The 25,816-nt window shown below is 33.0% G+C and carries 22 protein-coding genes; 15 read left to right on the top strand and 7 right to left on the bottom strand.

Features of this window, described 5'->3' with window-relative positions; genetic code table 11:
- Positions 1-151: 151 nt before the first annotated feature.
- Positions 152-784, top strand: a complete 633-nt coding sequence (gene thyX / locus C6H31_RS00620; protein WP_104696882.1) for an FAD-dependent thymidylate synthase — start codon at positions 152-154, stop codon at positions 782-784.
- Complete coding sequence (gene polA / locus C6H31_RS00615) at positions 772-3,483, top strand: DNA polymerase I (RefSeq protein WP_104696881.1); 2,712 nt, start codon at positions 772-774, stop codon at positions 3,481-3,483. Before thyX ends, polA begins: the two co-directional genes overlap by 13 nt.
- Positions 3,484-3,504: 21 nt before the next feature.
- Here polA and C6H31_RS00610 read toward each other — a convergent pair whose 3' ends face one another.
- Positions 3,505-4,653 carry a pyridoxal-phosphate-dependent aminotransferase family protein gene (locus C6H31_RS00610; RefSeq protein WP_104696880.1) on the bottom strand — a complete coding sequence of 383 codons (1,149 nt, stop codon included), beginning with the start codon at positions 4,651-4,653 and terminating at the stop codon, positions 3,505-3,507.
- A 95-nt stretch (positions 4,654-4,748) separates the two neighbouring features.
- On the opposite strand from C6H31_RS00610, the gene C6H31_RS00605 reads away from it, so the two are divergent.
- The 10 genes from C6H31_RS00605 to C6H31_RS00560 are packed head-to-tail and all read left to right on the top strand — an operon-like array spanning position 4,749 to position 15,259.
- Positions 4,749-5,588: a radical SAM/SPASM domain-containing protein gene (locus tag C6H31_RS00605; protein ID WP_104696879.1), complete on the top strand. Its 840-nt coding sequence runs from the start codon at positions 4,749-4,751 to the stop codon at positions 5,586-5,588.
- A 57-nt stretch (positions 5,589-5,645) separates the two neighbouring features.
- Positions 5,646-6,608, top strand: coding sequence for a chemotaxis protein (locus tag C6H31_RS00600; protein ID WP_104696878.1), 963 nt, complete (start codon positions 5,646-5,648; stop codon positions 6,606-6,608).
- Entirely contained in the window at positions 6,608-7,819 is a 1,212-nt protein-coding gene (nspC, locus tag C6H31_RS00595) for a carboxynorspermidine decarboxylase (protein WP_104696877.1), read from the top strand. Before C6H31_RS00600 ends, nspC begins: the two co-directional genes overlap by 1 nt.
- Positions 7,812-9,653, top strand: coding sequence for a selenocysteine-specific translation elongation factor (gene selB, locus C6H31_RS00590; RefSeq protein ID WP_104696876.1), 1,842 nt, complete (start codon positions 7,812-7,814; stop codon positions 9,651-9,653). The genes nspC and selB overlap by 8 nt, the downstream gene beginning before the upstream one ends.
- 47 nt (positions 9,654-9,700) lie before the next feature.
- Positions 9,701-11,584: a methionine--tRNA ligase gene (gene metG / locus C6H31_RS00585; protein WP_104696875.1), complete on the top strand. Its 1,884-nt coding sequence runs from the start codon at positions 9,701-9,703 to the stop codon at positions 11,582-11,584.
- The gene (locus C6H31_RS00580; RefSeq protein ID WP_104696874.1) at positions 11,584-12,579 is read left to right on the top strand and encodes a hypothetical protein; all 996 of its coding nucleotides are present in this window, start codon (positions 11,584-11,586) and stop codon (positions 12,577-12,579) included. Before metG ends, C6H31_RS00580 begins: the two co-directional genes overlap by 1 nt.
- Positions 12,579-13,442, top strand: a complete 864-nt coding sequence (gene cmoB, locus C6H31_RS00575; RefSeq protein ID WP_104696873.1) for a tRNA 5-methoxyuridine(34)/uridine 5-oxyacetic acid(34) synthase CmoB — start codon at positions 12,579-12,581, stop codon at positions 13,440-13,442. The genes C6H31_RS00580 and cmoB overlap by 1 nt, the downstream gene beginning before the upstream one ends.
- Positions 13,442-13,906: a thioesterase gene (locus tag C6H31_RS00570; RefSeq protein ID WP_104696872.1), complete on the top strand. Its 465-nt coding sequence runs from the start codon at positions 13,442-13,444 to the stop codon at positions 13,904-13,906. Before cmoB ends, C6H31_RS00570 begins: the two co-directional genes overlap by 1 nt.
- Positions 13,896-14,933 (top strand): YeiH family protein, encoded by a 1,038-nt coding sequence (locus C6H31_RS00565; RefSeq protein WP_104696871.1) that lies wholly within the window; start codon positions 13,896-13,898, stop codon positions 14,931-14,933. The genes C6H31_RS00570 and C6H31_RS00565 overlap by 11 nt, the downstream gene beginning before the upstream one ends.
- An 11-nt stretch (positions 14,934-14,944) precedes the next feature.
- Complete coding sequence (locus C6H31_RS00560) at positions 14,945-15,259, top strand: thioredoxin family protein (RefSeq protein ID WP_104696870.1); 315 nt, start codon at positions 14,945-14,947, stop codon at positions 15,257-15,259.
- Between the two features lie 96 nt (positions 15,260-15,355).
- On the opposite strand, the gene C6H31_RS00555 is transcribed toward C6H31_RS00560, so the two are convergent.
- Genes C6H31_RS00555 through pyrG form a run of 3 tightly spaced genes read right to left on the bottom strand, consistent with a single transcriptional unit; the run spans position 15,356 to position 19,394 of the window.
- Positions 15,356-16,216, bottom strand: coding sequence for an RluA family pseudouridine synthase (locus C6H31_RS00555; protein WP_104696869.1), 861 nt, complete (start codon positions 16,214-16,216; stop codon positions 15,356-15,358).
- Positions 16,204-17,769, bottom strand: a complete 1,566-nt coding sequence (gene recJ, locus C6H31_RS00550) for a single-stranded-DNA-specific exonuclease RecJ (RefSeq protein WP_104696868.1) — start codon at positions 17,767-17,769, stop codon at positions 16,204-16,206. The genes C6H31_RS00555 and recJ overlap by 13 nt, the downstream gene beginning before the upstream one ends.
- A complete protein-coding gene (gene pyrG / locus C6H31_RS00545; RefSeq protein ID WP_104696867.1) occupies positions 17,769-19,394 on the bottom strand; it encodes a glutamine hydrolyzing CTP synthase in 1,626 nt (541 codons plus the stop codon). The genes recJ and pyrG overlap by 1 nt, the downstream gene beginning before the upstream one ends.
- Positions 19,395-19,522: 128 nt before the next feature.
- On the opposite strand from pyrG, the gene C6H31_RS00540 reads away from it, so the two are divergent.
- Both C6H31_RS00540 and prmC read left to right on the top strand, forming a co-directional pair.
- Positions 19,523-20,731 (top strand): M48 family metallopeptidase, encoded by a 1,209-nt coding sequence (locus tag C6H31_RS00540; RefSeq protein WP_104696866.1) that lies wholly within the window; start codon positions 19,523-19,525, stop codon positions 20,729-20,731.
- On the top strand, positions 20,728-21,558 hold the full coding sequence (gene prmC / locus C6H31_RS00535) for a peptide chain release factor N(5)-glutamine methyltransferase (RefSeq protein WP_233709916.1): 831 nt from the start codon (positions 20,728-20,730) through the stop codon (positions 21,556-21,558). The genes C6H31_RS00540 and prmC overlap by 4 nt, the downstream gene beginning before the upstream one ends.
- On the opposite strand, the gene C6H31_RS00530 is transcribed toward prmC, so the two are convergent.
- Both C6H31_RS00530 and C6H31_RS00525 read right to left on the bottom strand, forming a co-directional pair.
- On the bottom strand, positions 21,547-22,056 hold the full coding sequence (locus tag C6H31_RS00530) for a YqhA family protein (protein WP_104696865.1): 510 nt from the start codon (positions 22,054-22,056) through the stop codon (positions 21,547-21,549). The two genes, prmC and C6H31_RS00530, sit on opposite strands and share 12 nt — an antisense overlap.
- Positions 22,057-22,136: 80 nt before the next feature.
- Complete coding sequence (locus tag C6H31_RS00525) at positions 22,137-23,336, bottom strand: saccharopine dehydrogenase family protein (protein ID WP_104696864.1); 1,200 nt, start codon at positions 23,334-23,336, stop codon at positions 22,137-22,139.
- 148 nt (positions 23,337-23,484) lie between these two features.
- Here C6H31_RS00525 and murG point away from each other — a divergent pair, with 148 nt between their 5' ends.
- Complete coding sequence (gene murG, locus C6H31_RS00520; RefSeq protein WP_104696863.1) at positions 23,485-24,531, top strand: undecaprenyldiphospho-muramoylpentapeptide beta-N-acetylglucosaminyltransferase; 1,047 nt, start codon at positions 23,485-23,487, stop codon at positions 24,529-24,531.
- Here the strand turns inward: murG and C6H31_RS00515 are convergent.
- The gene (locus tag C6H31_RS00515; RefSeq protein ID WP_104696862.1) at positions 24,506-25,777 is read right to left on the bottom strand and encodes an L-cysteine desulfidase family protein; all 1,272 of its coding nucleotides are present in this window, start codon (positions 25,775-25,777) and stop codon (positions 24,506-24,508) included. The genes murG and C6H31_RS00515 overlap by 26 nt on opposite strands.
- Positions 25,778-25,816: the final 39 nt, after the last annotated feature.

Raw genomic sequence — 25,816 nt, 5'->3', positions numbered from 1 at the left:
AATCAAAAATGCTAAAAATGATTTTGTTTATTGTTTTTTATAAGTCTTTGAATTGTAGTAAAAATATAGAATCTTGTTTGTATATGAAACTATAAAATGATTAAAAATTGGCTAGTATAATTTTTTGATTAAAAAGACTAAGGTTGTTTAAATGAAAGTAACTTTGAGGCATTATACCCCAATAGAGATTTGTTCCTTGTCTATTCGTACCTGTTGGCAAAGTTTTGATAAAAGCGATAATGGCGGGGAAAAAGATATGGCACTCATTGATAGGGTTGGTAACAAGAATAAGCATTCTAGTACTTTAGAGCATTTGTATTATAATTTTTATATTCAAGATATTAGCAGATCTTGTTTGCAAGAACTTGCGCGTCATAGAATAGCAAGTTTGAGTGTTAAATCTACGCGCTATACATTAAAAGAGCTAAAAGATCAAGAGACTTTTTTGCCAATTAGTGAAGAAAACAAGAATAGAGCTAGTAAGTTTTTAGTTTTTACTCATAATGATTTAGTGGATGAGGCCTCTATTTTTGCACTTGAGAAATTGCGATGTCTGCTTTTAAGTGGAATCTCAAATGATATTGCAAAATATGCATTGCCAGAGAGCTACAAAACAGAATTAGCGTGGAGCGTGAATGCAAGAAGTCTGCAAAATTTTTTAGAATTAAGAAGTTCAAGGTCAGCACTTTGGGAGATTAGGGAGCTTTCAAGAGCTGTTTTTGAGGCACTACCAAGCGATCACCAGTTTATTTTTATTGAAAAGATGCAAGATTGCAATCAATAGTATTAGTTGATACTTTTGGTTTTTTATTTCGCAGTTTCTATGCCCTTCCTCCCTTGAAAAATAAAGAAGGGTTCCCAACAGGTCTTTTAATGGGATTTGCAAATCTTTTAATGAATGTTTATAAGGATCGTAGCATTGATTATGTGATTTTTGCACTTGAGGGGAAAACTAATCACCGCAAGCAGATCTATCCCCAGTATAAAGCAACACGCCATGAGTTGCCCCAAGATTTAACCTTGCAACTTCCTATTGCTATGGGATGGATTGAAAAAATGGGATTGGCAAGTGTAAGTGTTGATGGATATGAAGCAGATGATGTGATCGCCTCTTTAAGTAAGAAGGCAATTGAGCAGGGCTTTAATGTAGAGATTTGGAGTCATGATAAGGATTTATACCAGCTTATTAATGAGCATATTTGTTTATTTGATCCTATAAAAAAGGTACAGATAAAAGAAGAGCAATGTTTTTCAAAATTTGGAGTCTATCCTAAGGATTTTATTGAGTATCAGAGTTTGGTGGGTGATAGCAGCGATAATGTTCCAGGTATCAATGGGATAGGTCCTACAACAGCACAAAAACTTATAAGGCATTTTGGTGATCTTGATACAATTTATGCAAATTTAGATTCCCTAGATACGGTGGTGAGCAAGAAGATTGCTCAAAATATTAGGGAAAATAAAGAAAGTGCTTATTTGAGTAAAGAACTTGTAACATTAAAAAAAGATTTGTTTGAGACATTTGACTTTTCTTGTGCAAAATTGCCCAGTCAAAATCCCTTAGAAAAAATTGTAGATGATTTTGAATATTATGAATTTTATAAACTCTTACAAAGAATAAAGAAACTGCCTATTACAGTTTCAATTAAAACAATACGCGCAAAGGGCATAGGAGGGATTGGCTATATTCCTCCTTCACAATCAGAATTTAATTTTAAAGCTAATCTTATAACTGATGAGAAAGAGCTTCTTGAAATTATAGAAAAGATTCCAGAAGATGCAATTGTTGCATTTGATAGTGAAACAGATTCTTTGGATGCTCTACATTCCAAGGTTGTGGGTTTTAGCTTCTGTTTTGATGGAATAAATGGATATTATGTTCCAATTGCACACAATTATTTGGGAGTTGAAGAACAAATTGGTTTAGAATGTGCAAAAAAAGTGATTGAGAAAATTTTTTCTCATCAAGTGGTGGGCCATAATATTAAGTTTGATCTTTTAGCAATCCACTCAAACTTTGCACTCAATTTTCCAAAAAATCTTAAAGATACAATGATTTTAGGATGGCTCATTGATAGTGCTAGCATTGTTGGTTTAGATGCAATGATGGAGCGTTTATTTTCTCACAAAATGATCCCTTTTGAAGATGTTGTTGAAAAGGGGAAAGTATTTAGTGATGTGGATCTAAAGAGGGCTAGTGAGTATGCAAGTGAAGATGCTGTGGCAACCTATCAGCTTTATTTCAAACTCTTGGCTGTTATAGAGGAAAAAAAACTAGATTTTTTGTTGGAGTTGGCTGAAAACTTAGAATATCCTTTTATAAAAATTTTACACAATATGGAAGCTGATGGAATCGCAATTGATGTGGAGTGGTTTGAAAAATTAAGGATTGAATTGGGCTCAAAAATTTCACAAAAAGAGGGGGAAATCTTTACCCACGCAAATCAAATTTTTAACCTTAACTCACCCAAGCAACTTTCTGAAGTCTTGTTTAATAACCTAAAACTAAGGACAGTAAGACAGATTAAGGGTGGTTATAGCACCGATGAGCAAACATTGGAGGAAATTTATAATGACCATCCTATTGTTCCTTGTATTATGCAATATAGAGAACTCTTTAAGCTTAAAAATACTTATGTAGAACCAATTTTGAAGCTAAAAACAAGTGAAAACAAGATACACACCTCTTTTTTACAAACAGGCACTACCACAGGTAGGCTTAGCTCAAAATCTCCAAATTTGCAAAACATTCCTGTAAGAAGTGATTTGGGAAGAGAGATACGAAGAGGTTTTGTTGCAACAAAAGGCAAAAAACTATTAAGTGTAGATTACTCGCAAATTGAGCTTAGGCTTCTTGCACATTTTTCAAAAGATGAAAAGTTGATAGAGGGGTTTAGGCAAGATTTAGATATCCACTTAAAAACGGCTGAGATGATTTTTACAAAGGATGAAGCACAAAGTAAGCGTCAAATTGCAAAAAGCATTAATTTTGGACTTATTTATGGAATGGGAGCAAAAAAGCTGTCTCAAACACTTAAAATTAAAATGGCAGAGGCAAGAGAGTATATTGAGCGCTATTTTGCTTTATTTCCCACTGTAAAAAATTTTTTAGATACTCAAAAAGAATTGATTTTGCAAAATGGTTATTCTCAAACACTATTGGGACATAGAAGATATTTTAATTTTCAAGGTATTACAGAGTTTATAAAGAGCAATTACTTGCGCGAGGGAATCAATTCTATTTTTCAAGGAAGCACAGCGGATTTGATTAAGCTTTCTATGTTAGAAATTTATAAAAAGTATCAAAACAAAACCATAAAAATGCTTTTACAAGTGCATGATGAATTGATTTTTGAAGTTCCAGAACACGAGGCTATAGAAGTTGGTAGGGAAATTGAATATATTATGAATCATATCTATCAACTAGAGGTTCCATTAAAATGTGGCGTCAATATAGGTGATAGTTGGGCAGATCTTAAATAGGACTTAAGCTTTAAGGAAGCTTTATTTTTCTAGACCCAAAGCTTTTATTAGGGTTTTTGTCCCTATGTTTGGTTTAAACTTATAGCCTAATTGATACAATGTGTTTTCTAGTGCTTGAGTAAAAAAGATTAGATTCTTGTTATTAATATACCCCAAGGTTCCAATGCGGATAATTTTATTTTTTAGTTCGTTTTGTCCATCAGCTACAAGGATTTTATATTGGTTTTTTAATATTTCTCTTAGAGTGTTTGCCTGAATGTTTTTAGGAGGAAATATCGCAGTAAGTGCATAGCCTGCATCTGCATCATCTGGAACGACAAGATCTAGCCCCAAAGCTCTAAAACTTCTCCTAAGTGCTAAAGTGCGTTGCTTATGCTCCATATGAAGTGTTTCAAGCTTTTTTTGTTTGATAAACTGCAAGGCATAATAAAGCCCAAAAATAAGATTAATGGATGGAGTAAAAGGAGTGGAGTGCGTTTTTAGAGCATCTTTATAGAGTGAAAAATTAAAGTAAAAACTCGGATGGATGCACTCTTGATGCATTTGAAAGGCTTTTTGACTAAGAGCAAGAAAAGATAATCCTGCAGGTAACATAAAGCCTTTTTGAGAGCCAGATATAAGAATATCAATCCCCAACTCATCCATTTTACAAGGCATTGCACAGATACTTGAGATCCCATCCACCACACATAAAGCACCAGATTCTTTGATAATAGGACAAAGAACTTGTAGATTATTTGCGGCTCCTGTTGATGTTTCATTGTGTGTAAGCGTGATTACTTTATAGGGTGCATTTTTGTTTAAATGCTCTTGTAAGAGCGTGGGATTAATATTCTTTCCTAATGGGCAAGAAATGATATCCACTTGTGCGCCTCTCATTTTTGCAATATCAACCCATCTTTGACTAAAGCTACCCATTACAAGACACAAGATTCTGTCATTTGGATTTAAGATATTTTCTAATGCAGCACACATTGCACCAGTTCCACTAGATGCATAGATAAAAATATCATTTTGGGTTTGAAAAACATATTTGAGATTCTCATATACTTCTTTTAATAGAGTGATAAATTCTGTGCTCCGGTGTGGTATTGGATCTTTTGCAATTTCTTTTAATAAGAAGTTGGGAACTGGCGTTGGTCCAGGCATCATTAAAAGATTTTTTTTCATAAAACTATCCTAAAATTCCTTATTGTAATTTTTGTCTCTAGAAACTTGATAATATTCTAAACTTACTTATTTTTTTATCAAATTTTTGGATTTTTATGTATTTTAAAAAGATTTATATTGAACTCAGTGATATTTGTGGTCTTAAGTGCAGTTTCTGTCCTAGCCAAAAGGGTATACGGGGAGAAATGTCAAAAGAGCTTTTTATAAAAATAGTAGATCAAATACGGGGAAAATGTAAGTATGTTTGCTTGCACATTTTGGGAGATCCTTGCAGAATCAAGAATTTGCAAGAGTATTTAGAAATCCTAAAGAATGCAAATTTGTCTGTGGATTTAGTTACAAGTGGCTTTTATTTAAAATCCAAAGATTTTTTAATCCAACCTCCTATACATCAAATCGCTTTTTCTCTGGATGCAGGGTTTGATAAAAATAATAAAAAACATCCTGATTATCTACAAAAAATTTTGGATTTTTGTGCATTTAAAATGAGCTATCCTAGTAAGGTTTTTATCAACCTAAGAATCCAAGATACTACATTAAATCTGTTGCCACTTCAAGATATTTTTAAATTTTTTAATAAGGAGATTCCAAGGAATTTAAAAGCATTTGAGAGAATAAAGTTAGAAGAATATATTTTTTTAAATATTACCAAGACTTTTGAATGGCCTAGTGTGAAAAAAGAAGCCTTACAAGATTATAAAGTCTGCCATGCACTAAAAGATCAGGTGGGCATCCTCTCAAATGGAATAGTGGTTCCTTGTTGTATGGATACCCAAGGAGATATTGCCCTAGGGAGCTTATGGGATGATAGTTTGGAAGAAGTTTTAAGCACTGATAGGGCAAGAAAAATAAAAGAAGGATTTAGAAATCATAGGGCTATTGAGGATTTATGCAAGAAATGTTTGTTTCCTACTACAAGAACTTTGTTAAATTAAACTCGAAATAAAATGGTATGATTTTGCCAAGCTATCTTAATAATTTTTGAGGTTTTTATGTCTAATCTGTCACAAGTTGATCAAGTTACAAGCTTGCACAAAAATAACGAGTTGCAGTTATTTTGTTTTCGATTAGAAAAAGATAAAGATTTATATGCAGTAAATGTTTTTAAAATTAGAGAAGTTATTAAATATAGTGGTGCATTGAGTGTTGTAAGCTATGAGGAAAATTCACTTGTTGATGGGTTAATCACTATTAGGGATATGACTTTGCCCTTAGTGGATATGCGAAAGTGGTTTCATTATGATTCCAATAATCCAACAAGAAGTCTTGCGCCCTATAAAGTGACACGCCCTCAAACAAAAGATGATGTGGTGATGATTTGTGAGTTTTCAAGATGGACCATAGGCGTTCGCATTTATGAGGCTGATAGAATCTTGTCAAAGAAATGGACGGAGATGGAACAAAATATTGGCGTTACAGGGGGAAGTCAAAATAATAAAATAGTGAGTCATACAAGATATTTTGATGGAAGATTAGTGCAGGTAGTAGATATTGAAAGAATGCTTATAGATGTCTTCCCTTGGATTGAAAGCGAAAAGAAATCAGAGTTGCTTAGATTGAAAAAAATTGAGAGCCAAAAGATAATTTTATTGGCAGATGATAGTTTGAGTGTGCTAAAGACAATGCGATTGATTTTAGATAAGCTGGGGTTAAAACATTTTGATTTTATTAATGGGCAAAAGTTATTAGATTATCTCTTTGCAAATCAAACAAACATTGCAGATATTGGCCTTATTATTACAGACTTAGAAATGCCTGAAGTGAGTGGGTTTGAGGTTATTAAACAAACTAAAAATAATCCTCAAACTGCTCATATACCAATTATTGTAAATTCTTCAATGAGCGGAAGTAGTAATGAGGAGATGGCACTTTCTTTGAAAGCTGATTATTTTGTCTCAAAGTCAAATCCTGTAGAATTAGAGGCAATTATTAGAAAATTATTGGTAGGTTCTTGATGGATTATTTTTCAATACCTTCTCCATGCTATGTTCTTGAAAAGGCATTGTTGGAGAAGAATCTAAAAATTTTGGATTCTGTACAAAAGGATAGTGGAGCAAAAATTTTATTAGCTCTTAAAGGTTTTGCTTTCTGGCATAGCTTTGATTTAGCAAGCCAGTATTTGAGTGGAACCACTGCAAGTGGAATCTATGAGGCAAGGCTTGGATTTGAAGAGTTTGGCGGTAGAGAGATTAATAAAGAAATTTGTGTTTTTTCCCCCGCTTATAAAGAGGATGAAATAAATGCTTTATTGCCTATTGCAACGCATATTATCTTCAACTCATTCTATCAATGGCAGAAGTTTAAGCCAAAAATTGATCAAAAGAATAAGCAATTTATAGAGCTTGGATTAAAGCCCATTGAGGTAGGATTGAGAGTAAATCCTTTGTATAGTGAGGTGGAACCTCCTATTTATAACCCCTGTGTTGCAGGGAGTCGTTTAGGGATTAATCCTAGTGAGTTTAATAAGGGGTTTAGAGAATTTGGATTAGATGGGATTGATGGTTTGCATTTTCACACACATTGTGAGCAAAACTCTGATGCATTGAAAAGAACACTTGAACATTTTATTTCTCATTTTGGGGATTTTATTCCTAAAATGAAATGGATAAACTTTGGTGGAGGCCATCATATTACGCGAGAGGATTATAATCTTGGTTTATTAAATGGAATCATTAGAGATTTTAAATCCCATTTCAACCATATTGATGTGTTCTTGGAGCCAGGAGAGGCTGTGGGTTGGCAGTGTGGTTTTTTAATTGGTGAGGTGGTGGATATTATTTATAATGAAATGCAAATTGCTATATTGGATGTTTCTGCAAGCGCGCATATGCCAGATTGCTTGGAAATGCCCTATAGACCAAAGGTGAGGAAGGTTTGTCAGGATACTCATCAAGTAGAGTTTGATTTAGGTGAGAGGGTTGGAGTTTATCAGTATCGATTGGGAGGGCCAACTTGCTTAGCAGGAGATGTGATTGGTGATTATAGTTTTAAGACCCCTTTAAAAATAGGAGATCGTATTATATTTGAAGATATGATTCACTACACTATTGTAAAAAATACAACCTTTAATGGGATACCTCTTCCATCTTTAGGAATTATTGATGATGAAAAATTTGAAATAGTTAAAACTTTTGATTATTTAGATTATAAAAATCGCAATGGATAATGATATCATCGTTGGTTTAGGGGGACATATTGATCATGGAAAAACCTCATTGATCAAATGCCTTAATGGCTTTGATGGTGATGAGAGTATTGAGGAGAAAGAGAGGGGAATTACTCTTGATATTAGTTTTTCAGACCTAAAAACACAAAAAAGACAAATTGCCTTTATTGATGTTCCAGGGCATCATAAACTCATAAAAAATATGATAGCTGGTGCCTTTGGAATAGATGTAATGCTACTTGTAGTTGCATTTGATGATGGGATTATGCCTCAAACAATTGAGCATCTTGAGATTGCAAATTTTTTAGGCATTAAACAAGCAGTTTGTGTGATTAGTAAAATTGATTTATGCGAAGATGAAACAAGGCTTTTAGAGCTCAAGGATTCTGTAGTTAAGCTCTTTGAAAAATTCAATCAAATTCATCTTAAAGAGGTTGTGTTTTTTAGTATTTTTGATTTAAAAACACATAAAAATCTTTTAAATATACTAGATAATATTCCAAAGTTTTCAAATAAGAGTGCAGGTTTTTTTAGATATTACATTGATAGAAGCTTTTCTTTAAAGGGTATTGGTAGTGTTGTTAGCGGGAGTATCATAAGCGGGAGTATTAGTTGTGATAAGAAAGTATATGTTTGTGAGCTAGATAAAGAATTAACCATAAAATCACTACAGACTCATAACAAAAATGTTCTAGAAGCCTTTACTTCACATCGTGTAGCCATTAATCTTAGCGGAATCTCAAGCAGTGAGTTGCAAAGAGGATTTTTACTGACTCAAAAAGGATATATGAGGGGTTTTGATCAAATTGATGTGATTTTATTTCCTTTGGATAAAAAAGATTTGCACAATAAAACTTTTCAATTATTTATTGGAGCAAAGAGAAGTCTGGTTAAGGTAATAGTTTTGGAGCAAGCTAAAGATGGGGTTTTTGCAACCTTAAAAAGTGATACTAAGATTTTTTCTATTTTTAAAGAGCGCTTTATCTTAAGAGATGAAGAGAGAAATATTGCAGGGGGTATGGTTTTAAATCCAATTATAGATCCAATGAAGAAAAACCAAAAAATAAAGCTTTTAGAAGCTCTGTTTTTGGATGATTTATTTAGTGCATTTCAATTGATTTCTTCAGCTCATAAGCGCGGGTTTGGTCTCATATCATCTTCACAAAGATTTTGTTTAAATCATCAAGAGATTTTGGAAATTGCACAAAACATATCATCAGGATATTTGGATGATAAAAACCTTGTTTTATATCATCAAGAGAGTTTAGATATTTTAGAAAGAGAAATATTAAAAATTTTTGATAAAAATCCCTTAGCATTGCTCTCTGCAAAAGCATTGTCTTTGAAAATAGCTTGGGCAAGTCCTAATGTTTTATCTTTTGTTCTTGAAAAACTATATCAGGGTGGGTTGATTACAAAAAACCAAAATTTGTATCTAAGTATCAAGAATAAGTTAGATGATCTCAATCATTATGTTAGGGATAGAATCTATCAAATTCTCCTTGATGGTAAGTTTAGTCCTCAAGCCCCATATAATATTTATGATCTCTTAGATATTGATAGAAAGATTGGAGATGATGCTTTAAAAGAACTTTGTGCTTCACAAAAGGTTGTTCGGCTAGCACATAATTTATTTGTCCCCACACAAACACTACAAACCCTCATTCAAGAGATGCGTTTGTTATTAGAGAAAAATGGATATTTAAATCTTGAAATTTTAAGGGAGGCTTGGGGGATTAGTAGAAAATATCTTATTGCTTATCTTGATTATTTAGATAGTTTTGCTGATATTATTAATGAATCTGGTAGGAGAGTATTGCGCTATTCCCACTAGGTAATTTTTGTTATAATTAATCCTTTAAAAAATCAAGGGCTAAAATTATGAAATCTTTTATTACTACTCCTATTTATTATGTAAATGATGTCCCACATATAGGACACGCATACACAACCTTTATTGCAGATATGCTAAAAAGATATCACCAACTTAGGGGTAGAGATGTGTTTTTTCTTACAGGCACCGATGAGCACGGGCAAAAGATCGAACAATCTGCTACTAAAAAATCCCAAAGTCCAAAGGATTATGCAGATTTTATTAGTGCCAAGTTTAGAGACCTTTGGGATGTGTTAGCAATTGATTATGATTATTTTATACGCACTACAGATTCTAATCACATTGCCGGAGTTCAAAAAGCATTTGAGATTATGTATCAAAAAGGAGATATTTATAAGGGGGAATATGAGGGGAATTATTGTGTAAGCTGTGAGAGTTATTTTACAAACTCTCAATTGCAAAATGGATGTTGTCCAGATTGTGGAAGAAAAACGACCTTGATAAAAGAAGAGAGTTATTTCTTTGCGCTTAGTAAATACCAAGATCAATTGTTACAGTGGTATGAGACAGATTGTATCTTGCCTCGCTTTAGAAAAAATGAAGTCATCAGCTTTGTAAAGGGAGGATTGAATGACCTTTCTATTACGCGTACAAGCTTTGAGTGGGGTATTAAACTGCCAAAGTCTCTCCAAGATGAAAAACACATCATTTATGTTTGGCTTGATGCTTTGATGAATTATGTGAGTGCATTGGGATATGGTAGTAATAATTTTGATCTAGATCTTTGGAAAAATGCAACTCATATTGTTGGAAAAGATATTTTAAGATTTCATGCAGTGTATTGGCCTGCATTTTTAATGAGTTTGGATTTACCATTACCTAAACATATTTATGTACATGGGTGGTGGCTGATAGATGGTGTTAAAATGAGCAAAAGCCTAGGAAATGTAGTCAATCCAAAAGAGATTGTTGAAGAGTTTGGTACTGATACATTGAGATATTTTTTGATGCGCGAAGTGAGTTTTGGCCAAGATGGGGATTTTTCAAAAAAAGCTCTTGTAAATAAGATTAATGCAGAACTTGCAGATGTTTTGGGAAATTTACTAAATCGATTGCTTGGAATGGCAGAAAAATATTTTGATTTAAGGTTGGAGTGTAAAAAGGAGGACCTCCCAGAAGAGATTAATGAAGTAAGTAAAATATTAGATTCTTTAAATGGTTTAATGGAGGAGATGAAGCCCTCAAAATATCTAGAAGAGCTATGGAAGATGTTTGCACTAGGTAATCTTATTGTTGCAAAGTATGAGCCTTGGAGGCTTATAAAAGAGGGTGAAGTATCTAGAGTGCAAGGATTATTGGTATTGCTCTGCAATATTTTAATAAAGGGATCTTTAAGTCTTTATCCTATAATGCCATCAAGTGCAAGCAAAATATTAGAAGTGTTTGGATTAACTCCTAATAGCTCCAACTATAAAAAATTTGTCCAAGAAGCTAAAATAGAAACTAAATTTGAACTTAAAAAAGTATCTGCACTATTTCCAAAAGTAGAGTTGAAGCAAGATGATGAAAAAAAAGAATGCGATAAGAAAGTAGAAGAATTGAAAAATTTTATTACTATTGATGAATTTAAAAAAATTGAAATAAAAATAGGAACAGTAATAAAAGCAGAGGCTATACCCAAAAGCACTAAATTATTAAAACTTCAAGTGGATTTGGGTGAGGGGAGATTAAGACAGATTGTGTCAGGTATTTCCCAGTTTTATCAAGCTGAAATGTTAATCAATAAGCAAGTTTGTGTTTTGAGTAATCTCAAACCCACAAAGCTTATGGGAGAAATTTCAGAGGGTATGATTTTAGCAGTCAGTGATGATGAGGGATTGTCTTTATTAAGTATAGATCATTTTAGAAAAAATGGAAGTAGGGTTAGCTAGTGAGAATTAACCAAGTTGTAGAGTTGCTTCAAGGTGAGTTAAGTAATTCCCCAGCAATTGGATCTTTTAATGGAATTGCATTAAGCCTAAATAGTCTAAAAAAAGGAAGTCTTTTTTTTGCAAAATGTCTTGAAGAGATTGATATGGCAATTGCAATGGGTGCATATGGAATTGTATATGATAAATTTGTACAAATGATTGATGCAGAAATTGCGTGGATCAAAGTGCAGGATATGCAAGAATCTATAGCACGCCTTGTGAGATATTATCTGTTGAATAAAAATATTGAGGTTTTTTATCTTAAACCTAGAGAGTTTGAAATATTTTTACAGGTTTGCACCGATGATGGGATATTGTGTTTTGATGGAAATTTAGAAAAATTATTAGAAAAGATTAGTCAAGACACTAGTTATAAGGGAGTTGTAGTTTCTGATCATAGCTTTTTAAATCTTGCATTAGAATATACAAAAAGCATAGTGCCTCAAGAAAAGGTTTTAGAAATACATATTGCAACTTTGTTTGATATGAAAGTTTATTACAAGCTTTCACAATATTATTTATTGCTCCCAGCATTGTTTTTCAACGAATTGAGTGCAGTTGTACATCTTTGTCAAACCTATCAAATTGATTTTAATTTAGGGCTTTTTAAATCCCTACCCAGTGTTTTGCCAAGCTTTGTAGATTCTACGCCAAAATTATTGGATTATGGTGCAAGTGAGAGGGTTGTGATTGCCCAAAAATCTCTCATAGATTTTAGTAACTATGCAAACTATATTTTGCAGAATGGGAGATGGGGAAGAATAGTGGGCTTTTTTCCTAAGGACTGTGATGTGAGTTTTGATTTTGAGATGGCATATTATGAAAATCAAGAGGAACTTTTAGAACTTATTGGTAAAAAAAGGTATAACTTTGCACTTGTTCTTGGGATAGAAAATCAAGACTTGGCACAAATTTTAAATAGGCCAGTTATAGAGCCTATGGCAACGCTGTTTTGATGCATTTTAAAAATCCAAAGATTTATCAATCCTATCAGAAGATTCAAGAACTAAGAGAAGTTGATGCAACTTATTTATGTGATGAGGGCGTTAGAATCTCATTTGAGAGTGATGAAAAAGAAGCTAATAAAATCTATCATCTTGCACAAGAATTAAAACCTTGGCGCAAAGGACCCTTTTTTCTAAATGATTTATTTATAGATAGTGAGTGGAGAAGCTTTATTAAATGGAATCAAATTGCTCCACATATTGATTTAAGGGATAAGGAAGTTGCAGATATTGGATGCAATAATGGTTATTATTTATTTGAAATGTTAAAGTCTAAACCAAAGAGTTTGGTTGGTTTTGATCCAAGTGAGCTTTTTTTTGCTCAATTTAGTTTTATTAATCACTTTTTAAAAACAACAATCGTTTATGAAATGCTTGGAGTAGATGATCTAAAGGATTATCAAAAGAAGTTTGATGTGATATTTTGTTTAGGTGTGTTATATCATCGTAGCGATCCTATCAGATCCCTTAAAAGTCTGTCTCAAGGTCTTAAAACTGATGGAGAATTGATTTTGGATACTTTAATCATTGATCATCAAGATGAGGTTGCACTCACTCCAAAAGTAAGTTATGCTAGAATGAAAAATGTTTATTTTATTCCTTCTATACCAGCACTACAAGCTTGGTGCTTTAGAGCCAATCTTGAATTGGTTGAGGTTTTAAGCATTAAAGAAACTACAACACAAGAGCAGAGGCAAACCCCTTGGATTGATTCTTTAAGTCTTGATTCTTTTTTGAATCTATCTCAAGATCAAACAATCGAGGGTTATCCACCTCCTAAAAGAGGATATTTTAAATTTAAAAGGAGCAGGTGATGCAAGAACAAGAAATGGATGCACCAATATCTTTGATAAAACCCGCAGATAAACTCGTTGTTTGCACAAATGTTAATACAGATTTTTGTGGTGAGTTGGTAAGAATTGCAGAAAATAGTGCAGAAGTAGTTTTTGTCGCCTCCTCTGCAATGCTTAGTGATAGTGAGCGAACAATACATCTTGGCTTTATTTTTAATTCAGCCTCTTATGCAGCCCTTTGTGCTATCAATAAAAAAAATGCCATTATTATTTCATCTGAAGTGAAGTTTTTAGCTCCAATTGAATTGGGTCATGAAATCTTATTTAGAGCGACAGCTTTGCAAAATGGATTTAAAAAATGTGAGGTAAAAGTAGAGGGATTTTTATTAGATATTAAGATTTTTGAGGGTATGTTTTACATCGCAATTTTTGACAAAAAACTTTTTAAACTAAAACTCAAAGAGGATCAAGAAAATGGAAAATGAAAAGCAGGGTTATGTATATGGGATATTGTTTGTAGCTGTTATAGTTTTTGCTTCGCTTTATTTTGCAGGATTGGATGTGATCAAACATTTTCATATTTCAGCACTTTTAATTGGAATTATTTTAGGAGCAGTTTTATCTCCTGTGTTTAGAAAAAGCAAAAAAGATTTGGAGCTTGGAGTTAGTTTTAGTGCCAAGAAGCTCTTAAGATTAGGAATCATTCTTTATGGTTTTAAGGTGACTTTGAATGAAATAGGAAGTATAGGTATCAATGGGCTTTTAATAGCCACTATTGTGGTGGTTTTTATCATGATAATAGGGTTTTATATTGGCACAAGATTTTTTGGCCTTGATAGGGATATAGCATTGCTTGTTAGTGGTGGTAGTGCAATTTGTGGTGCAGCAGCAGTTTTGGCTCTTGAAACTTCAATCAAGTCCGAGGCTTATAAAGGGGTTGTTGCAGTAGGGACTGTAATTATTTTTGGACTTTTTGCAATGTTTTTATATCCCTTGCTTTATGGTTTGTTTTTGCATAATTATTTGAATGAAAGTCAAATGGGTGTATATATAGGAGCAACCCTTCATGAAGTGGCTAATGTAGTTGGTGCATCTGCATCCATTGGAGATACTGCAAGTGCAAGTGCTATTACTGTTAAAATGATACGCGTGATTCTTCTTGTGCCTTTATTGCTTCTTGTGCCTTTGTTTATAACCAAAAGTCACCATGTGGGTAGAAAAAGGAATTTACACATTCCTTGGTTTGCTTTTATGTTTTTAGGTGTTGTGGTATTAAACTCATATATTTATTCTCTAGCAGGCCATTTTATGAATACTGATACCATAAAACAGATGATTAGTGTGTTAATATTTATTTGCGAGCTTTCTTTGACTTTTGCGATGGTGGCTCTTGGATTGCAAATTGATCTTAAAAAGTTTGCAGATTCTGGTAAGGGTGCATTTGGATTAGCTTTTGTTCTATTTGCTATACTTATGGTTGGTGGATTTTTTCTAACAAAAATACTAATATAATGGAGAAAAGTATGAAAAATATAGATCAAGGTCAATTTGAAAAAGAGGCCAAAGTTGGTTTGGCTGTTGTAGATTTTAGTGCTTCTTGGTGTCCTGATTGCGTAAGGATAGAACCTATTATGAAAGTTCTAGAGGAAGAATATTCAACAGTTAAATTCTTTAAAGTAGATATTGAAAAAAATGAGGAATTAAAGGATATGTTGGCAGTTAGAAGAATTCCAACACTTTTGTTTCTTAAAGATGGTGTTGAGGTTACAGAGAGATTAGTAGAGCCTGATAATAAGCTTACAATTAGCCAAAAGATTGATGAATTATTAGCTAAGTAACCTCTTTTATTTGGGCAGAATTTTCTCTGCCCCCCCCCCCTTTTTTTTTGCAATTCTTTTAAATACTATTTTGTTTATCTTATTTAAATGGGATGATTAGAAAAAATCAAATGGTGTAGTAAAAAAGTATTTTATCCCTTTGTAAGAAAACTCAAGACTTTTGGCTTGAAGCCATAATTTATTTTCGGTTAATAACTTTGTATCTAAATATTTTCTTGCTTCATTTTTATTTGATGTATAAAGAGGTTCCCCAATAATAGGATGCCCAATAGTAAAAAGATGCAGTCTAATTTGATGAGTGCGCCCTGTAATGGGTGTGACCTCAAGAAGCGTAGAATTTGTAAAATATTTTAGAATTTTAATATGGGTGATTGCTTCTTTTCCCTTTGGGTGGATTTTGCATTTAATGCCTAGATCTTGACTTTTAGAGCTTTTGTTGGGTTCTAGTATAGGAAGATTAATGGTTTGATTTTTTATAACAATGCCCTCCACGAGTGCAAGATAGGTTTTTTTTACTTGATTTTCTTCAAAGAGCTTTTTTAAAACAACCTCACTTGCCTTGTGAGTGCTAACAAGCAAAATACCATTTGTTTCAAAGTCTAAGCGATGCACAGGATTAGAATCTCTACCAAAAGTTCCTTTAATGCTATCACAAAGACTTTGATGATAAAATCTTCCTTTTGGATGCGTGAGTAAATTTGAGGGTTTGTGATAGAGGGCAAAATCTTTATGCGTGAAAAAAGGCAATATAGAAACTTTTGGTTCAAAAACTTCAATTTCAACTTCTCCCAAAACAATATCAGATTTTTTAATTGGATGTGGATTTCCTCTATATCTGATACGATTTTTATCAATTATTTTTTGTGCTTCTTTATTGTTGCATTGGAGTATTTTTTGAATTAATTGAAAGGCCTTGATTGGTTTTTGGATATGATAGGTTTTTGTTATGAAGGGCATTTTGAAATTTCTTTAATAATCAGTGTGGGGGTTTTTGAATAAAGGGATTCTTGTAAGGTTACACATAAATTTACTTTGTCATTTTTGTTATAAAATTCATTTGAAAAAAATATCATTCCCTCAATTTGATTTCTAAAAAGAAGTTTTTGATGCACCTGCTTGATAGGTTTAGATTCCAATATTGTTACATTTTCAAGGACAAAATGGGGATATGGGTTTGCTTGTCCATAGGGTTGAAATTCTTCTAAGATTTGCAAAAGTTTTTGATCAATCATATCAAGGTTGATTTTTCCTAAAATATTATGTTTTTCTTCCTGTAAAAGAGGTTTTGCATTTTTAAAGATGTCTAAAAAGGCATCTAGGTTTTCATAAGATAGACTTAAGCCAATAGCTTGAGAATGTCCCCCAAAGTGCAAAAACAATTCTTTTTGTATTAAAAGAGTTTGAAAAATATCAATCTTGCCATCACTCCTTCCACTTCCCTTAAGTATAGAATTTTCAATCTTAAAGGCGAAAGCAGGTTTGTTATATTGTTCTGCAAGCTTGGTTGCAATAATTCCTAAAACCCCCTCATTCCAATCTTCTTTATATGCAATGATGCAGTATTTGTTTTCTTTAATAAAATTCTTAGATTCCATTAAAATCTCTTCAACCAAATTCTTTCTTTGCTGGTTGATATTTTTTAGTTGATTAAAAATAAAATGAGTTTCTTCTTCTTTTTTTGAGAGAAAAAAATCAACCACAACTTTTGCATCACCAAGTCTTCCGGCACTATTTAAAAGAGGGGTAAGATTAAAACTGATATCTTGAGAATCAAATTTTGGTGTTTTGAATAATGTTTTTAGCAAAAGGTCAGGTTTTTTTGTAGAGTTTCTAAAGACTTCAATACCTTTTTTCACAAGAATTTTATTTACATGAGTAAGTGGCATCATATCAGCTATTGTAGCAATTGCTACATATTTGAGTAGATCCAACATTGATATTTTTAGATCCAATGCAATTTTAATTGAATTGCAAAAATACCAAGCTATACTGGCACCACAAATAGATTTTTGCTGAAAATTACAATTTGGCTGTTGAGGGTTTATAATTGCATTTGCTAGAGGTAGTTTTTCTTGGGGCATATGATGGTCTGTGATAATCAGTCTGATATTATTTTCTCTGCAATATTCTCCTACTTCAAATGCAGAGATGCCATTATCTACGGTAATAATAATGCCATTAAAATTCGAGGCAACCAATTGCTTGATGAGATGGACTTTGATTCCATAGCCATCACTAAAGCGATTGGGTATATGGTATCTGATATTTTTATAACCAATAGCATCAAAAAAAGACATCATAATAACAACGCTAAGGATACCATCTACATCATAATCGCCTACAATTAAAATTTCTTGATTTTGGCAGATGGCCTCTTTGACCATTTCAGCACCAAGTTTTGAATCTTTTAGGGTATGGGGGTGAGGGAGGTCCTTGAGACTATAGAAAAAATCCCCCTCAAATCTTTTTTGTAAAATATCTCTTATGTCTTGATGATTTAAGATATCCATTATCTTCTATTTTTAAATGCATGCTTGACAAAAGCCAGGATGATTGCATTTGGGTTTTTAAGTCTTGAGGTAAATTCAGGATGGAATTGCACAGCTACAAAGAAAGGATGATCTTTAATCTCTACAGCTTCAATTAGTTGGTTTGGAGATTCTCCACTAACTTGCATACCATATTGTTCTAATACCGCTTTATACTTAGGATTTGCCTCATAGCGGTGTCTATGTCTTTCTTTTATCAAGCTTTTGGAGTGATAGCTTTTATAAATTACAGAATCCTCTTTTAGGATGCATTCATATTCCCCAAGTCTCATAGTGCCACCTAAAGGAGATTGATGGGTGCGGATTTGATTTTCTCCATTTTGATCAATAAAGTCTTCAATAAGATAGATTGCAGGCTCTTTGGTGTTAGGGTTAAATTCAACAGAATCTGCATTAGGAAGATTTGCAACATTGCGCAAGAACTCTAAAATTGCAAGTTGCATACCCAGACAAATACCTAAGAATGGAATTTTATTTTCTCTTGCATAGGTGATTGCTCTTATTTTTCCATCAATACCTCTGTGTCCAAATCCACCTGGAATCAAAATCCCATCCACATCTTCTAATAAATGTAAATTTTGATCTTCAAGGTTTTCGCTATCAATCCACTTGATATTTACCTTTGTATCAATATTGGCTCCCGCGTGTATCAATGCTTCTGTCAAAGATTTATAAGATTCTTTTAGATCAAGATATTTTCCTACAAAACCAATATTGACTTGATTTTTTGGAGAAATAATTTTTTTAACCAAAATATCCCATTCATCCATATTTGGCTTAATTGGGCTAAGATTAAAGTATTTTGCAATAGGAGTGAGAATATCTTCTTTTAGGAAATTAAGAGGACATTGATAGATGCTTTGAGCATCTTCTGCCACAATCACACTATCATCATCTACATCACAACTTAGCGCTAGTTTCTTTTTTAATTCCTTGCCAAGAGGTTTTTCACATCTTGCAAGAATAATTTGAGGACTAATACCTATACGGCGTAATTCTTGCACAGAATGTTGAGTGGGTTTTGTTTTTTGTTCCCCTGCAGCCTTGATGAAAGGTATCAGGGTTACATGAATACTAATTACACTATTGCTTCCTAGCTCGTGTTTCATTTGACGCATTGCTTCTAAATAAGGCATGCCCTCTATATCACCCACTGTGCCACCTAGCTCTACAACTAAAAAGTCATTGCCTTTGGCTACATTCTTGATTCTATTTTTGATTTCATCAACAATGTGAGGAACAACTTGTATGGTTTTTCCTAAATATTTTCCCTGCCTCTCATTTTCAATCACAGAAAGATAGATTTGCCCTGTTGTAAAGTTATTAAGCTTTGTTAAATTGGTATCTAAAAATCTTTCATAATGTCCGATGTCTAGGTCTGTTTCAGCACCATCTGCTGTGACAAAAACTTCACCATGTTCTAAGGGACTCATTGTTCCAGGATCCACATTAATATAAGGATCAATTTTTAGTATTGAAACTTTAAAACCAGAAGCTTGAAGTAGTGTAGCAATAGAAGAGGAAGAAATCCCCTTTCCTAGAGAACTTAACACACCGCCTGTTACAAAAATATATTTTGGTTGCATCTAAATTACCTCATCATTCCATAGAAAAACAAAATTTTTATGCAATAGTATAAAAACCCTTTTTAATTTTTAATAAAGATTTATATTTTTAGCGTAAAATCCTCCCAACAATTATAAGGGAGAAGAAAATGTTGCTTTTTTTGTCTGTGATCTTCATATCACTGTATATCTTACCAAAAATCTACATTGACCTAGTTCAGATTTCTTTTGTGAAAAAAAAACTCAATTCTTCTCCTATGATTTTAGGAGAGCAGGATTATAAGAAAGCAGGGATATATGCGATACAGAAATTGAAATTTTCAATTTGTTCTACATTGTATGAGTGCGTGCTTTTTTTTTGCTGGATTGGTTTTGGTTTTTTTGCTCTGCAAGATTTTGTAGGAAAATTCTTTCATAATCCATATAACTACAGTCTGTTTTTTTTATTATCTTTTTTTCTTATTTACACACTCACTCATATTCCTCTTTCATTTTATCTCACAATGGTTCTTGATAAAAAGTTTGGCTTTAGCAAGACAAACTTTTTGCTTTTTTTAAAAGATACATTACAAGGTCTTTTGCTTACGCTAGTATTTAGTGGATTGATTGGTTATGTTTTGATTTATCTTGTTTCTAATTTTGAATTTTGGTGGGTTTATGGATTTATTTTTATTGTTTTGGTGGTGCTCCTGATTAATGTCCTTTATCCCACAATAATTGCTCCAATTTTTAATAAATTTACTCCCCTAGAAGATGAGAATTTAAAAGAGAGGATAGAGGGTCTTTTAGAAGAGGTAGATTTTAAAAGTAATGGAATCTTTGTAATGGATGCAAGCAAAAGGGATGGGAGGTTAAATGCATATTTTGGAGGATTGGGAAAAACCAAGCGTGTAATATTGTTTGATACTCTTTTAGAGAAAGTAAGCAGTGATGGTCTTTTGGCAATTTTAGGGCATGAGCTAGGTCATTTTAAACATAAAGATATTTTCAAAAATTTATTTTTTACCATTTTGTTTATATTTATTCTTTTTGTATTGATGGGTTGTTTTACCCAAGAGATATTAAAAGGACTGGGACTTGATGGCAATAGCGGTAGTATCTTTGCTTTTATTGTCTTGTTATCTCCTATTTTTAGCTTTTGGATGATGCCATTTATTGGATATTTTAGTCGTAAGGCTGAGTATAATGCTGATAATTTTAGTGCTAATTTATTCAGCAAATCCACATTGGCAAATGCATTGGTGAGGATTGTAAATGAGAATAAAGCCTTTCCATATTCTCATCCTCTTTATGTATTTTTTTATTATACCCATCCACCATTATTGGATCGTCTAAAGGCATTGGAGTATCAATTTTGAGAATTTCGCATGCTCTGTCTTGGGGAAGAGGGGAATTATTATCACAGCCAAATATCCGTCCAAATTTAGAAAGCGAGTTGTTGCTTGCTTTTGTTCTTGGGGTTTCTCGAGAAAAAATTCATATTTGGGGGGATAAAGAGATCTTACCTTTGGTGTTTCAATACTATCAAGAATGTATTTTAAAAAGAAAATCAGGTGTGCCACTTGCATACATTACAAATACAATAAGCTTTTATTCTAAAAATTTTTTTGTTGATGAAAGAGTGCTGATTCCAAGACCAGAAACTGAAATTTTAATTGATCAAGTGAGCGTATGGATTGAGAGAACTCAGCCAAAAAAGATTGTAGAAGTGGGGGTTGGTAGCGGGATTATTTCAATTATTCTTGCTTTAAAATTTCCCTTTTTGGAAATTGTTGCAACAGATATTTCTCAAGATGCGCTTGAAGTAGCAAGGATAAATATTGAAAAATTTGATATAAAAAATCGTATTTGTTTAATCCAAACAGATTTGTTAGAAGGGGTAAGTGAAAAATTTGATTTATTAATATCCAACCCTCCATACATTGCTAAAGTATATCCATTAGAAACAAGTGTAATGAAAGAACCTCATTGTGCTTTATTTGGAGGTGATAGGGGGACAGAGATTTTGGAACGATTGATCCTTGAATGCCACAAAAGAGAGATTGCAATCATTGCTTGTGAAATGGGATATGATCAAAAGAAAGTACTTGAAAAGTATTTGAATAATCTAGGCTATGCAACCTATTTTTTTAAGGATTATGCGGATTTAGATAGGGGGTTTGTGGCTCAAAACTTAATGTTTTGAGGCATCCTTATGTAAAAAATATAAACCAAGGGAGAGCGCAAGGATAGAGAGTGCAAAATAGATCATATCTAGAGTAGATTTTACATCCATATTAAGAACTTTTGAGAAAAAAGCAACAATTAAAGCCATTACAATTACTTTTGCTAGTTTGTCTTTTAGTTGATCTAGTGTATGAATTTCTAAGACTTTAATATTTGATAGTTCTTTAATGGATATTTTTGAGATAAAAAGTTCATAGAGTCCAAATGAGAAAATCATTAAGACAACAGCAATTAAGTAAAGATCAATGGAGCTAATAATAGCATTAAGCAAGATGTTGTGAATATCATGACCCTGACCACCTTTGCCTGTGTAATAATACATAGTTTGGATACCAGCATTAATAATATCCCAACTTGCCACAATAAAAAGAAGTATGGACCCTACTAAAGACAAAACTACAGCAAGCAATATAATAAGCCTTGCATTCCATAAAATACTCTCAAAAATCTTCTTCATTTTTATCCTTGTTTTCAATTTCTTGGGAGTTGGTATAAGGGATTGCTGATATTTATTTTATAAAAAGAGGTAGGTAAAATCTAATTCCCCACCTTCTCTATGAGATGCCACTGCAATCCTTGTTTATTTAATTCTTCCATAAATGGATCTGGATCTAGTTGTTCTATATTCCATACACCAGGAATATCACCCCAAATGCCCTCACAAATAAGCTTGGCTCCAATTACAGCAGGAACCCCTGTTGTATAACTAATAGCTTGAGCATTAACCTCTTTATAAGCTTCTTGATGATCACATACATTATAAAGATAAACACTCTTATCTTGAGAACCTTGAGAGCCTACAATATAGCAACCAATATTTGTTTTTCCAACTGTTTTACCTGCAAGGGAAGCAGGATCTGGAAGCAGTGTTTTTAAAAATTGTATAGGGATAATTTTTTTTCCTTCATGTTCAACCTCATGAATGCCTAACATACCTACATTTTCAAGGCATTTCATATGGGTAATGTAATTTTGTGAAAAAGTCATAAAGAATCTAATGCGTTGCAATCCTTTTATGTGTTTGACTAAAGATTCTAGTTCTTCATGATAGAGCAGATAAGAATCCTTTTCGCCAATTTCAGGATATGCCCAAGTTTGCTTTATTTCTAATGGTTTTGTTTCAATCCACTTTCCATTTTCCCAATATCTTCCATTTGCACTTACTTCTCTAAGATTAATCTCTGGATTAAAATTTGTTGCAAAGGGATAACCGTGATCCCCAGCATTGCAATCTAAGATATCTATAGTATAAATTTCATCAAATAGATGTTTTTGTGCATAAGCACAAAATACATTTGTAACACCTGGATCAAAACCACTGCCAAGTAATCCAAAAATACCTGCTTGCTTAAATCTATCATTATAAGCCCATTGCTCTTTATACTCAAATTTTGCGGTATCTGGATGTTCATAGTTTGCAGTGTCAAGATAATGAGTTTTTGTTTGTAGGCAAGCCTCCATAATGCTTAAATCCTGATAGGGAAGCGCAACATTAATAACAATCTTTGGTTTATACTTATTTATCAAAGCAACCAATTCTTCTACTTTATCTGCATCTACAGTTTCGCAGATAATCTCTCCAAGATTCTTTTCCTTAATGCTTTTTGCAATTGCCTCACATTTTTTGATATTTCTTGAGGCTAAAATAATCTTGCTGAAAGTGTTTCTGTTTTTTGCGAGTTTATGTGCTACAACGCACCCAACCCCACCAGCACCAATTTGTAAAACAGTGCTCATTCATTCACTCCTTAATATAGGCTCCAAAATATTTTCACAATAATATCAAAAAATACGCCCCTAAATGCTTATGATTTGAGATTTATACAAATTCTGTAAAATTCTAAAAAGTTTGATTTGGTTATATTTTAATGTTTGGAGTTTTTTTATGTTTGTAATTACAGGAGGTGGAACTGGAGGACATTTAGCTATTGCAAAGTCTTTAGCAGTAGAATTAAAAGCTAGGAAACAGCATATTATCTACATAGGATCTCTTCAAGGACAAGATAGGGATTGGTTTGAAAAAAGTGATTTGTTTGATGCGGTTTATTTTTTAGATACTACGGGAGTTGTAAATAAAAGAGGCATAGGTTTTTTAAAAGCTTTATTTCTTCAAGTAAAGGCTTTATTGAAAGTAAGAAAAATTTTTAATCAATATCAAATTACCAGCGTTATTAGCGTTGGAGGATTTAGTGCAGGACCTGCAAGCATTGGTGCAGTTTTATTTAGAAAAAAACTTTTTATTCACGAACAAAATGCAATCAAGGGCAAGCTCAATGCAAAACTTACTCCATTTGCTATTAATATTTTTGGAAGTTTTGATGATAAGGCGAAGAATTTTATAAAGACTTCCTATCCTGTTAGAAGAGAATTTTTCTTAGAATCTAGGGAGCGTAAAGAGATTAAGACTATTATTTTTTTAGGTGGCAGTCAGGGTGCGGTAGCTATTAATGATTTTGCATTAAAGGTCGTATTTGAGCTATTAGATCAGGGGTTTGAAATTATTCATCAATGTGGCACCAAGGATCTAGAGAGGATGAGGCAAGAATATATGCGATTGGGGATTTTAGAAAAAATCACCCTATTTGATTTTGATGCCAACATACTCTCAAAAATTACAAAAGCTGATCTTTGTGTTTGCAGAGCAGGGGCAAGTAGCGTGTGGGAACTGGCAGCAAATGGAATCCCCTGTCTTTATATTCCTTATCCACATGCAGCAGGCAATCATCAATATTATAATGCATTGTTTTTTGAAAAAATGGATCTAGGAGTAATAGTAGAACAAGAATATTTAGATGCCAACAAGCTTTTTGATTTTATAAAAACAATGAAAGCTGAAATAGCTACGGTGAGCAAAAGACTGCAAAATAGTATTCAAAATGATGGTGCAAAGGAGATAGTACAGCATATCATTGAGAATTCTTTGCAAGCATAATTTCTAAGATTTGTTTATCTACAGCAGACATGCTCTTTGATGCAATACTACAGAGATTTTGGATGCTTTTATCAACCTCATCATCAACGATGCCATCCATCCCACTAACACGCTTTTTTTCAAGGGCAAGTAAGAGGGACTTAAAGGCAGATTGCACAGTTGATGATACTTTCATTGTGCAACTTTTTCCTGCGCCATCACAAAGTATTCCGCTAATATCCCCAATCATATTGCAAATTCCCATCGAAACAACTTCAAAATCCTTACTAAATAGCCAGGCAATTCCAGCATAGCTTCCAATTCCAGCAGTAGTTACAGCACAGAGCGCAGAGAGTCTTGGAAGCTTTGAATGGATATAAACTGCAATAAGATGAGAAAGAAAGAGTGCTCGATTGAGTTCATTTTCTTTATCCAAATGTTTTGCTACTACAACTACAGGTATTGTTGCAGTAATACCTTGATTCCCAGATCCAGAGTTAGTCATTGCAGGAAAAGGAGCACCCCCCATTCTTGCATCAGAGGCAGCGGTAGTTTGCATTAGAATCTGTGTGGAGAGATCATTATTTAAAAGCTTATTGTCAATATATTTTTGAAATGTCTTTGTAAGACCCAATCCATAAGATTTTTTTAGACCTTCTTCAGAAAGACGAGTATTTAATACAGCGGATTCTGCAATAAAGGCAATTTTGTCCTCTTCTATACAACAAGCAAAGTCATAAATATCTTTTAGACTTAAAGAGTCAAAGACTTTCATAGAATCCTCTTCATTAATTGGAGGATTTTGTATCAGTATTTCTTGATTTTTTTCTAAAAGTAGAACATAGGTATGATCCTGTTGGATAATAATGCGCACAGTGTTTGTTTTATCGCGACCAATTGCTTCAATGTAGAGATTTGGAACATTTTCTTTGATATGGATATGGATAGCATTGAGCATTTCTTTTGCATTCTCTATATCATCTTGAGTAATATGTTTCAAAACCTCAAGTTGCAAACTGCTTTGACCGCATAAATACCCCAGTGCAGCTGCAAATTTTAATCCACACACATTAGTTTTTGGAATGGTTACAGCCATTGCATTTTTAGCAAGGTTTGCAGAAACAAAAAGTGTGATTTCTTGAATTTCACTTTCGAGATTTTCTTTTAAAATTGCACAAGCATAAGCCACTGATACAGGTTCTGTACAACCCAGAGATGGTTGTATTTCTTGGTGCATAATTCTTAAAATTTGTTCTTCAGTATTCATTCTTCTCTCTTGATTAAGGACTAGTTTGCCTAAAATTAT

The sequence above is a fragment of the Helicobacter sp. 'house sparrow 1' genome (assembly GCF_900199585.1).
Taxonomy (GTDB): Bacteria; Campylobacterota; Campylobacteria; order Campylobacterales; family Helicobacteraceae; genus Helicobacter_H.
The sequence above is the reverse complement of the archived record's forward strand: the minus strand, read 5'-3'. Positions and strand labels throughout refer to the sequence as shown.